Source organism: Albimonas pacifica (assembly GCF_900113695.1).
Taxonomy (GTDB): Bacteria; Pseudomonadota; Alphaproteobacteria; order Rhodobacterales; family Rhodobacteraceae; genus Albimonas; species Albimonas pacifica.
In genome coordinates, this window is the sequence record NZ_FOQH01000020.1 from 19,017 (window position 1) to 29,450 (window position 10,434).

Genomic DNA, 10,434 nt, shown 5'->3' on the forward strand with positions numbered 1-10,434 from the left:
CGAGACCGAGGATCAGCGCGGTTCGCGCCGGCAGGCGATCGTGTCGATCTCGGCGACGATCGCCTGCGCGGCGCAGACGCTGACCGAACGGGGCAAGCGGGCGCAGACCGACGGCGGTCGCCGGGCTGGCGTTCCCGCCGAGACGGCGAGCTTGAAGCCGACGGCGGGGCGCCGCTCGGCCGTGCTGCGACCCCTGAGAACTGGACCGCTCGAAGCTGGAGTCCCGGGCATCCTTTCCCCGGCCGGATGAGGAGCGGGGATCACGTCATCGGCAGTTGAGCGCCGACACCCCCCTGCCGAAACCTTTATCGAAAACGGTCGTTTTCGACACGCCCGCCCTGCCCCGGCGAAACAAGGGCCCGCACGCCGTCAGAACCTCCCCCCAGAACCCTCCCGGTTCCGGAGCGTTTTTGGTAGCCTCCCCCGCATGATCCTCGGCTACGCCCGCGTCTCCACCGCAGACCAGTCGCTCGACGCCCAGGCGGACGCCCTTGCGGCCGCGGGGGTCGAGCGCGTCTTCGCCGACAGGATCTCCGGGACCGCCCGCAGGCGGCCGGAGCTGGAGAGGATGCTCGACCAGCTCAGGCCGGGGGACGTGGTGGTGGTCGCCAAGTACGACCGGCTGGCGCGGTCGCTGCTCGACCTGCTGGAGATCGTGAAGGCCGTGCAGGAGGCGGGGGCCGGGTTCCGCTCGCTGGCCGAGGACATCGACACCACCACCCCCGCCGGGCGGCTGACCTTCCACGTCTTCGCCTCCATCGCCCAGTTCGAACGCGAACGCATCTCCGAGCGGACCCGGGAGGGGCTGGAGGCCGCCCGCAGGCGCGGGCGCGTGGGGGGGCGGCCGCCGGCGCTCTCCGCCGCGCGCAAGGCGGAAGCGCGCAGGATGCGCGACGAGGAGGGGCGCAGCCTGGCCGAGATCGCCCGGCTGTTCGGGGTCAGCGTCTCGACCGTGCGCAGGGCCTAGGGGGCGCGGCGCAGCCCCCCCTGCCCCGTCGCCGCGCGGGCCGGCGGGATCAGCGGATGACGTCGCCGGCGGCGGCCTCGGTCCCGGCCGCCGCCGCGTCGGCGGCGCCGGCGGCGCCGGCGCGCGGCGGGAGAAGGTCGCCGTAGCCGTGCTCGGCGAGGCCCCGGACCAGGCGGGCGCCGAAGACCTTGGAGCCGAACCAGGACAGGTGCGTGGCGTCGCGATAGGTCAGCTGGCCGTCGACCAGCGCCTCTTCGGGCAGCTTCTGGCCCATCAGCTCGAATTTAGACAGGTAGGGCGCCCCCACCTGCGCCATGGCGGCGGAGAAGGCGGCCTCGGCCTGCTCGCGCACCGCGTCGAGGCTGGGGTCGTAGCTGTCGCGAAGCTGCGCGGCCAGGTCCCGGTCCGGGGCCAGGCGGCGGATGTCGCCGCCCAGGATCCCCTGCGGGCCCAGCATCAGCACCGGCGCATGGCGGGCGATCCCGGCGAGATAGGCGGCCACGTCCCCGGCGAACTCGGGGTGGAAGCCCTCGGCCCCGCGCAGGTTCTCGCCGTCCTCGTGCATGATGTGGAAGGCCTGGGTGTAGAGGACCAGCCCCAGCTCGCCGGCATGGCGCGCGACCAGCGCCTGGATCTCCTGCGGCGAGGGGCAGACATGGCGCAGCGGGCCGCCCGTCAGCCCCTGGTAGGGGATGCAGCCGCCCTGGTTCAGCGCCGCGAGGAAGGGCGCGTCCGAGCCCTCGCGCAGCATCGCGTAAAGCCCGTTGGCGTGGGAATCCCCCAGCACCAGCACCCCCGGCCCGTGCGCCGCCGCGCAGTCCGTCAGCCGCCGGTCGAGCGCGGGCGTGATGCGGTCCACCCGGAACACGCATTGCCCCTCCGGAAGGGTCGCGAGATCCACGGCCGGCGCCTTGAAGGCGTCGCCGCGGCGGGTCTCCTCGATCACCTCGAACGTCGGCCGGTCCGCCTCGGTCAGGCGCGACAGCCGCCAGGCGGCGTCCGGGCTGGTCCCCACCCAGAGCCCCGCCCCCACCATCAGCGCGATCGAGACGCCCGACAGCGCGAAGATCGACCGGCGCGAGACCTCGCGCCCGCGGAACGGCTGCTCGACGAAGCGCCAGCTGAGCCAGCTGAGCGGCACGGTCAGGGCCGACAGCAGCAGGAAGGTCGTCAGCGAGGGGGGCTCGAAGCTCGAGATCCGCGCGAAGGCGAAGAGCGGCTGGTGCCAGAGGTAGATGGAATAGGAGAGCTGTCCGATGAACACCATCGGCGCCAGCGCCAGCAGCCAGCCGGCGGGATCGTCGGGGCGCGCGTAGCGGATCAGCAGCGCGGTCCCCAGCACCGGCGGCACGGTCCACAGGCTGGGGTAGGGCAGGCTCTCGTCCACGATCACGATCGAGACCAGCACCAGCGCCAGCCCCAGCAGCGACATCGCCGTGGCGAAGGGGCCCTTGGCGGGCTCTCCCCCGCGCAGGGTCATGGCGATCATCGCGCCGGCCAGCAGCTCCCACGCCCGGGTGACGGGGAAGTAGAAGGCGGCCTCGGCATGGATCGGCGCGTAATAGTGGGCGAGCGCCAGGCTGGCGACCGCCGTCAGCGCCATCACCGCCCCGATCGAGCGGCGCGCATAGCGCCAGGCCAGCGCCAGGAAGATCGGAAAGACGATGTAGAACTGCTCCTCGACCGCCAGGCTCCACATGTGGAGCAGCGGGTTCTCCTCGGCCGAGGGCGAGAAATAGTCGATCGAGCGCCAGAAGTAGAAGTTGGCCGCGAACAGCGCCGTGGCCACCACCGAGCGGAAATAGGTGGTCAGCTGGTCGGGCAGCATCAGGCCCCCGACCGCGAAGGCCGTGGTCACCGCCACCACCAGCGACAGCGCCGGCAGGATGCGCCGCGCGCGGCGCTCGTAGAACTTGACGATCGAGAAGCGGCCCGCCTCGAGGTCCTTGAGCAGGATCACCGTGATCAGGTAGCCCGAGATCACGAAGAACACGTCGACCCCGGCGAAGCCGCCGGCGAACCCGGGAACCCCGGCGTGAAACAGAACCACCGATCCGACCGCGACCGTCCGCAGGCCGTCGATTTCACGCCTGTAGATCATTCAAGCTTCCCAGTGGTTTACGGATGGTTCCGTGGCGAAAAGGCTAGCCGTCTCTTCGCAGTCGCGGGAAGGCGGCGGATCGTCGCCGGTGCTTCAGCCTCCGCTCATCGCCGCCCCCCGGACGGGGGCGCGCCCGGGCCCGCTCACTTGACCGGCACGGGCTCCGCGGCGGGGGCGGCGGGGGCCGGCTCGGCGTCGGCCCGCCCGATCGAGACGTAGCGGAAGCCCGCCTCGGTCACGTCGGCGGGGTCGTAGACGTTGCGCAGGTCGGCGAAGCCGTCGCCGCGCATCCCCGCCTTCAGGCGCTTCAGGTCCAGGGCGCGGAACTGGTTCCACTCGGTCAGCAGCAGCACCGCGTCGGCGCCCTCGGCCGCCGCGTAGGCGTCGGCCTCCCAGGTCACGCCGGGCAGCAGCGCCTCGCCCTCCTTGCGGCCCTCGGGGTCGGTGACGGCGACCTGCGCGCCGCCCCCCACCAGCGCCGGCACGATGGTCAGCGAGGGGCTGTCGCGCATGTCGTCGGTCTCGGGCTTGAAGGTCACGCCCAGCACGGCGATCTTCTTGCCGTTGGCCTTGCCCCCCAGAAGGTCGAGCACCTTGTCCACCATCCGCCGCTTGCGGCGGTCGTTGACGTCGATGACCGTCTCGACGATGCGCATCGGCACCGAGTGATCCTGCCCGATCCGCGCCAGCGCCGAGGTGTCCTTGGGGAAGCACGAGCCGCCGTAGCCCGGGCCCGCGTGCAGGAACTTGGGCCCGATGCGCCCGTCCATGCCGATGCCCTTGGCCACCGCCTTCACGTCGCCGCCCACCTTCTCGCACAGATCGGCGATCTCGTTGATGAAGGTGATCTTGGTCGCGAGGAAGGCGTTGGCGGCGTATTTGATGATCTCGGCCGACTCCAGGGAGGTGATCATCACCGGGGCTTCCCTAAGGGAAAGCGGGCGGTAGATGTCGCGCATCACCTGCTCGGCGGCCTCCGAGTCCACGCCGCAGACCACGCGGTCGGGGCGCATGAAGTCCTCGATGGCCGCGCCCTCGCGCAGGAACTCGGGGTTGGAGGCGACCTCGAAGGGGCAGTCGCGCCCGGTCTCGGCCAGGCGCTCGGCGATGACGCGGGCGACCTCGCGGTTGGTGCCCACGGGGACGGTCGACTTGGTGACCACCACCGTGCCGGGGTCGATCACGTCGGCGAGCTCGCGCGCGGCGGCGTAGACATAGGTGAGGTCCGCGTGGCCGTCGCCGCGCCGCGTGGGGGTGCCGACCGCGATGAAGACCGCCTGGGCGCCCTTCACGGCCTCGGCCAGGTCGGTGGTGAAGCTCAGCCGGCCGGCCTCGACGTTGCGGCGGAGCATCTCGTCCAGCCCCGGCTCGTAGATCGGCACGCCGCCGGCGCGCAGGGTCTCGACCTTGGCGGTCAGCTTGTCGACGCAGACGATCTCGTGTCCGAAGTCCGAGAAGCAGACGCCGGACACCAGCCCGACGTAGCCCGTTCCGATCATCGCGATACGCATTCCAGGGGTCCTTCCCGACCAGACGCCGAAGTCCCTCCTCTGGTAAGCCGGGGGCCTCGGCGCAGGCAAGCGCAAGGGCGCCCGGCGCGCCGGACCCCTTGTCGCGCTGCGACAGGAGGGCCCGCGATGCGGCGCCGCCCCCCCTGCCCCGCCTCAATCCCTGCCGGCCGGCCGGTATAATGGCGCAAGCCACCGCCGGGCCCGCCTCCGGAGGGGCCCGGCCGCCCGGTTGCAGCGTTGACAGCTGTCAACTCGCCGGCGCCGACGCCCCTGCCCCGCCCGGGGTCCCCTTCCCCGGAGCGCCCCCCCTCGCCCTCTCCGCCCGGAGGGCGGCGGAAAGCAGGTCGCGGAGTTGACAGCTGTCGAGGTTCGCCCCGCGTCCGGAGGGATCCGTCCCCCAGTTGCAGCGTTGACAGCTGTCAACTCGTCGGCCGCCGCCCCGGCGCCCAGTCCCCGCCCAAGGTCCCCGCCTCTCCCCGCGCGGACCTCTCCCCCTCTGCGACCGGAGGGCGACGGGAACCCGGTTGCAGCGTTGACAGCTGTCAACTCGACGCCCCCTGCCCCGCCGGACGACCCCGCCTGTTCCCCGGGCGCGACCCTCGGCGGCCGCCGGCCCGGCCCCGTGGCGGAGGCCAACCGCCCCCGGCCGCGCGGTCCGGGGCCCCGGAAGTCGACAGCTGTCGACGCTGCAACCGGGACGGAGGACGCCCGCGGCCCCTCCGACCGGAGGGCGGCCCAGGTTCGCGCGGCGGTTCGGGGAGGCAGGTCGCCCGGGGACGGAGAGGCGAGAGGCGAGAGGCGGCCATCCCGAGGACGACGCGCTCCGGCCAGGATCGGCGGTCGCGGCGACGACCGCCGGCTCGCGCAGCTCGGGGCGGGATCGGGAAGAATGCACGCAGGGCCCGTCGGGGGCCGAGGGCGCGGCCCGACGACCGGGGGGGCTGGCTCGCGGAAGCGGGCGGCGCCGAGTTGACAGCTGTCAACTTCCGCCGGGATCGCCCTCGCCGGCCGCGTCTTCAGCCGCCTCGGCCTGCTCGCGCCAGGCGGCGTGGAGGGCGGGGAGGCGCTCCACCAGCCAGTCCTCGAACCCCTCCGCCGGGGCCAGCGCCAGGGTCAGGCCGCGGCCGGAGCGGCGGGCGCGGGCGAGCGGGCGGCCCTCGTGGCTGCGGATCTCCACCGGGGCCGGGCGCTTCGGGGCCGGCGGGCGGCCGCCGGCGAGGGCGCTCTCGACCAGCCGCATGGCGGCCTCGAAGCGGGTGGGCGGAGCGGGGAGCGGGCGGCCGTCCTCGGCCTCAGCCGGGGCGGGATCGGGCGCCGACCCCAGGACCACCGAGAGCTCGGCCGCGAGCTGTTCGACGTCCATCAGCCCCTGATCCCGGGCCTGCTCCAGCCGGTCGGCGAGCTCCAGCCAGCGGGGGCGGCCGACGCCGTGGGCGGCGCCGATGGTCTCGATCAGCGCGCGGGGCAGGCGGTCGGCCAGCGACAGCATCCGCGAGGCCACGGTCTTGTCGATCGACAGCGCCTGGCAGATCGCCTCGCGGTCGTAGCCGGCGGCGCGCATGTGGTCGGCGAAGCTGGTCTTCTCGATGAAGGTCAGGTCGCGCCGGGCGCTGTTCTCCTGCCCCTGGGCGATCACCAGGGCGGCGTCGTCGAGGTCGCGCACCAGCGCCCGGACCCGGATCCCCAGTTCGCGGATCGCCATCAGCCGGCGGCGGCCGTAGACGATCTGCCATTCGCCCGCGATCCCGGGATGCGGGCGCACCAGGATCGGCACCTGCTGGCCGTGGGCGGCGATCGAGCGGCGCAGGGCCGCGTCGTCCTCGGGCGCGTCCTCGAGCCGGTCCTCGAGCCCGCCGGCGTGGATCGTGGCAGGGTCGAGCTCCAGCACGCCGCTCGCGCGCAGCGCCGAGACCGCCGACGAGATCGCCCCCACCGCGCCGGAGCTGCGCGGGCGGGTTGCAGCGTTGACAGCTGTCAACTTCTCCTCCGGCGCCGGGGCCGCCTCGGGCGCGGCCATCAGGCCCTGGAGCATCGACTTGCGGTCCTTGCGGGTCATCTCAGCGTCCCCAGGCCTGGTGGATCAGCCCCTCGATCTCGGCGTTGACGGCGTCGAGGCTCTCGATCGCGCGCTCGTAGGTGGCGCGGGTGAAGCCGCTCTTCTCCACCTCGTAGAGGGTCTGCTTGGTCATGCCGGCGTCGGCGATGGCGGTGGACTTCAGCACCTCGGCCGCCAGCACGTGGTCGCCGAAGAGGGCGCGCATGAAGGCCACCATCTGGCTCTGCGGCCCGTCGCCGGGCTCGTAGCGGGTCACCAGGTAGCGCAGCCAGTCGTAGGACATGTCCCCGCCCGCCTGGGCCACCACGCCCATCAGCTCGGAGGTCATCAGCAGGAACTGGCACATCGACATCATGTCGAGCATCTGCGGATGGATCGTCACCAGCACCGCGGTGGCGGCGGAGAGCGCCGAGAGGGTGAGGAAGCCCAGCTGCGGGGGGCAGTCGAGGATCACCAGGTCGTAGTCCGCCTCCACCGAGGCCAGCGCCTCGCCGATGCGGGTGAAGAACGGGGTCTGCGTTCCGCCGCGGGCGAGGATGCGCGGCGTGTCGTGCTCGAACTCCATCAGCTCGAGATTGCCGGGGATCAGGTCGAGGCCGGCGACATAGGTCTTCTGGATGACTTTACGTAAGGGAACCGGATCCTCGTAGCGGATGGCGTCGTAGAGGGTGCCGCCCTCGGCGAGGTCGAGCTCGGGCTGCACCCCGTGCAGGGCCGAGAGCGAGGCCTGCGGGTCGAGGTCGATCGCCAGCACCCGGAACCCGTCGAGCGCGCATTTCTGGGCGAGATGCGCCGCCGTGGTGGTCTTGGCCGAGCCGCCCTTGAAGTTCGTCACCGCGACGACCTGGAGGTGGTCGCCCGCGCGCCGGCCGGGGAGGTAGGCGCCCGGCGTCTTGGCGCCGCTCTCCAGCATCTCGCGCAGGCTGCGGATGTCCTCGGTGGAGTAGGAGCGGCGGCCGGCCTTGCCGATCTCGGGGGACGGGCCGCGGCCCTCGAGGTGGAGCTTGCGGAGGTAGGCGTCGTTCACGCCCAGCAGCTTCGCCGCCTCGCCGGAGGTGAAGCGGCGCATGGTCTTGCGGCTGTCGGGGGCGAAGAGCTGGGCGCGATGGGCCTGCAGGCGGGCGGAGAGCGCCCGCGCGTGGGCCGCGACCAGCTCGTCGATGCGGATCTGCTCCATGGGGTCTTGCCTGCCGCCTCGATGCGCGGGCCCGTCGATGCGGTTACGCCCGTCGTTCGTTGTTACGGAGCGAAGCGTAACTGCGGCGGGGCGCTTCGGGCAAGCGGGAAGGGGGCGGAGGGCCGCCGGAGGCGGGGCCGGGGTGTTATATATGGGTTAAATATAGGGTTACGCTTGTGGATAACATCTGAAAGTCTTTGAAATAGTTGAAAAATTTTGAGGGGCCTGACTCCAAAGGACCAATCGGGCGACTCCAAACCACCAGTGCAGCGACTCCAAAGGACCAGTCGGGCGATGAAAGACCACTCGGGCGTTGATGAACCAGTCGGGCGATGATAGACCAGTTGGGCGACGAAGAACCAATCCCGCCCGGGCCCCGAGGGGGGCGGGGCCGAACGCCCGGAGGCCAGCCCATGACCGCGCCCGCGATCCCGGCGGCGACCAGCCCGCTCGACCCCGACCGCTACCCGCAGGGCGACTTCTTCATCTGCGACATCCTCGATGCGGCCCCCAAGGGCGACATGGCGCCGATGGAGCATCCGATCTTCTCGCTCTCGACCCGGCCGGAGCGGCGGCGGCGGCGCTACGAGAACGGGCGGAACTGGATCGAGGTGCGGCCCTCGGACGAGGGGCTCGCCACCATCCATGACCGCGACGTGCTGATCTTCTGCATCAGCCAGCTTGTGGCGGCGATGAACGAGGGGCGGGAGCCGTCGCGATACGTGCGCTTCAACGCCTCGGACCTGCTGAGGGCGACCAACCGGGCCGGGGGCGGCGCGGGATACGAGCGGCTGCAGGCGGCCTTCGCGCGGCTTCAGGGCACGCAGATCGTCACGAACATCGTGACGGGCGGGCAGGAGATCACCACCGCCTTCTCGCTGATCGACCAGGTGCGGATCGTGCGCCGCACCGAGGGCGGGCGGATGGTGGAGGTGGAAGCGAAGCTCTCCGACTGGACCTGGAACGCGATCCGGGCGCATGAGGTGCTGACGCTGCACCGGGATTACTTCCGCCTGCGCCGGCCGCTGGAGCGGCGGGTCTACGAGATCGCCCGCAAGCATTGCGGGCTGCAGCCGGAATGGCGGATCTCGCTGGGCAAGCTGCACCTGAAATGCGGCTCGGCCTCGGACCTGCGGGTGTTCCGCCAGCAGGTGTCGCGGATCGCGGCGGCGGATGCGGAGCATGGGCACATGCCCGACTACGCGGTGGAGCTGGCCGAGAACGACATGGTGATCTTCCGCCTGCGCCGCGACGCCCCGGTCTTCGAGGTCGAGGTGGGCCGCCTGACGCCGGAGACCTACCACGAGGCCCGCGCGCTGGCGCCGGGCTGGGACGCCTATGCGCTCGAGGCCGAGTGGCGGCGCTGGTGCGAGGGCGAGGAGATCGAGCCCCGCAACCCCGACCGCCATTACCTCAAGTTCTGCGCCTCCTGGGCGGAGAAGCGCGGCCGGCCCTCGTAAGGGCAGGGCGCCCGCCCGGGTCGCGCCCCCCAAGGCGGGCGGCGCGACCGGCGGGGCAGGGGGGCTCAGTCGGCGGCGGGGAGCAGGGCCTCGGAGAAGGTTCCGTCCTGGGCGACGTAGCGGGCTTCGACCTCCATCGTGTAGCCGGTGGCGGCGAGGACCGCGTCGCGGATCTCGGTGATCAGGGCGAGCGTGTCGCGCGCGGTGGCGCCGCCGGTGTTGACCACGAAGTTCGCGTGATGGGGCGAGCACAGCGCCCCCCCGATCCGCCGGCCCTTGAAGCCCAGCCGCTCGATCGCCGCCCCCGGAGGGCCGATGTCGTCGTACATCGCCGGGTTGCTCTTGAAGACCGAGCCGCAGTTGGGCTCCTTCTGCGGGAACTTGCCCCGGCGGTCGGCCATGATCTTGAGCATCTCGCGACGCACCTCGGAGCGGGTGCGGCCGGCCTCCGCCACCGGGGTGAAGCGCAGGCGGGCGGCGGCGACCACCTCGCCGTTCTCCTGGAAGACCGAGCGGCGGTAGGCGAAGCCGCAGTCCTCGGCCCGGCGCAGGCCGATCTCGCCCGTGGGATCGACGGTGACGGCCTCGACCAGCGCCGTGCCGATGCCCTTGCGCTGGCTGCCGCCGTTCATGCAGACCAGCCCGCCGATGGTGCCGGGGATGCCGCAGATATGCTCGGCCCCGGTCAGGCCCATCTGCATGGCGACGCGCGCGACCCGCGGGGCCCAGGCGCCGGCCTCGGCGGCGATCCCGGTCGGCGAGACCGCCTCGATCCCCGCCATCCGCCGGTCGATCTGGATGCAGGCGGGGCGCAGGCCCCTGTCGGAGAACAGAAGGTTGGTCGTGGCCCCGATCACCAGGTGGGGCAGGCCCTCGCGGTGGAAGAAGGCGCGCAGGGCGGCGAGCTCGGCGAGGCTTCCGGGGCGCAGCACCAGGTCGGCGGGGCCGCCGATGCGCCAGCGGCTGACCTGCGCCAGCGGCAGGCCCTGCACCACGCCGCCGGGACAGATCCGCTCCAGCTCCGCGATCAGGCCGGGGGTGGGCAGGGCGGGGGCGGTCGAAGAGGCGGGGGTCTCGTTGCGCATGGCTCGGGCCTTACAGGTCCGGGGCGCCGGAAGGGATCTTCCGGAGCGTGATCAGGATGCTGGCGGCGTAATGGGCC

7 protein-coding genes are annotated in these 10,434 nt (G+C 72.4%); 2 read left to right on the forward strand and 5 right to left on the reverse strand.

Translation table 11 applies throughout. The features are described 5' to 3' along the window. Positions 1–427 precede the first annotated feature (427 nt). Positions 428–967 (forward strand): recombinase family protein, encoded by a 540-nt coding sequence (locus tag BM064_RS25445; RefSeq protein WP_092866045.1) that lies wholly within the window; start codon positions 428–430, stop codon positions 965–967. 49 nt (positions 968–1,016) lie between these two features. Here the strand turns inward: BM064_RS25445 and BM064_RS25450 are convergent, their stop codons facing one another. The 4 genes from BM064_RS25450 to repA all read right to left on the reverse strand — a co-directional run bounded on the left by BM064_RS25450 (position 1,017) and on the right by repA (position 7,812). Beyond that, the gene (locus tag BM064_RS25450; protein ID WP_092866048.1) at positions 1,017–3,068 is read right to left on the reverse strand and encodes an acyltransferase family protein; all 2,052 of its coding nucleotides are present in this window, start codon (positions 3,066–3,068) and stop codon (positions 1,017–1,019) included. Positions 3,069–3,211: 143 nt separating this feature from the next. Then, positions 3,212–4,579 carry a UDP-glucose dehydrogenase family protein gene (locus tag BM064_RS25455; RefSeq protein WP_092866051.1) on the reverse strand — a complete coding sequence of 456 codons (1,368 nt, stop codon included), beginning with the start codon at positions 4,577–4,579 and terminating at the stop codon, positions 3,212–3,214. Positions 4,580–5,558: 979 nt separating this feature from the next. Next, positions 5,559–6,635, reverse strand: a complete 1,077-nt coding sequence (gene repB, locus BM064_RS25460) for a plasmid partitioning protein RepB (protein ID WP_092866054.1) — start codon at positions 6,633–6,635, stop codon at positions 5,559–5,561. Position 6,636: 1 nt separating this feature from the next. Further along, positions 6,637–7,812, reverse strand: coding sequence for a plasmid partitioning protein RepA (gene repA / locus BM064_RS25465; RefSeq protein ID WP_092866057.1), 1,176 nt, complete (start codon positions 7,810–7,812; stop codon positions 6,637–6,639). 413 nt (positions 7,813–8,225) lie between these two features. Here repA and BM064_RS25470 point away from each other — a divergent pair, with 413 nt between their 5' ends. Continuing rightward, complete coding sequence (locus BM064_RS25470) at positions 8,226–9,272, forward strand: replication initiator protein A (RefSeq protein WP_092866060.1); 1,047 nt, start codon at positions 8,226–8,228, stop codon at positions 9,270–9,272. Positions 9,273–9,337: 65 nt separating this feature from the next. On the opposite strand, the gene murB is transcribed toward BM064_RS25470, so the two are convergent. After that, the gene (murB, locus tag BM064_RS25475; RefSeq protein WP_092866062.1) at positions 9,338–10,357 is read right to left on the reverse strand and encodes a UDP-N-acetylmuramate dehydrogenase; all 1,020 of its coding nucleotides are present in this window, start codon (positions 10,355–10,357) and stop codon (positions 9,338–9,340) included. Positions 10,358–10,434 lie beyond the last annotated feature (77 nt).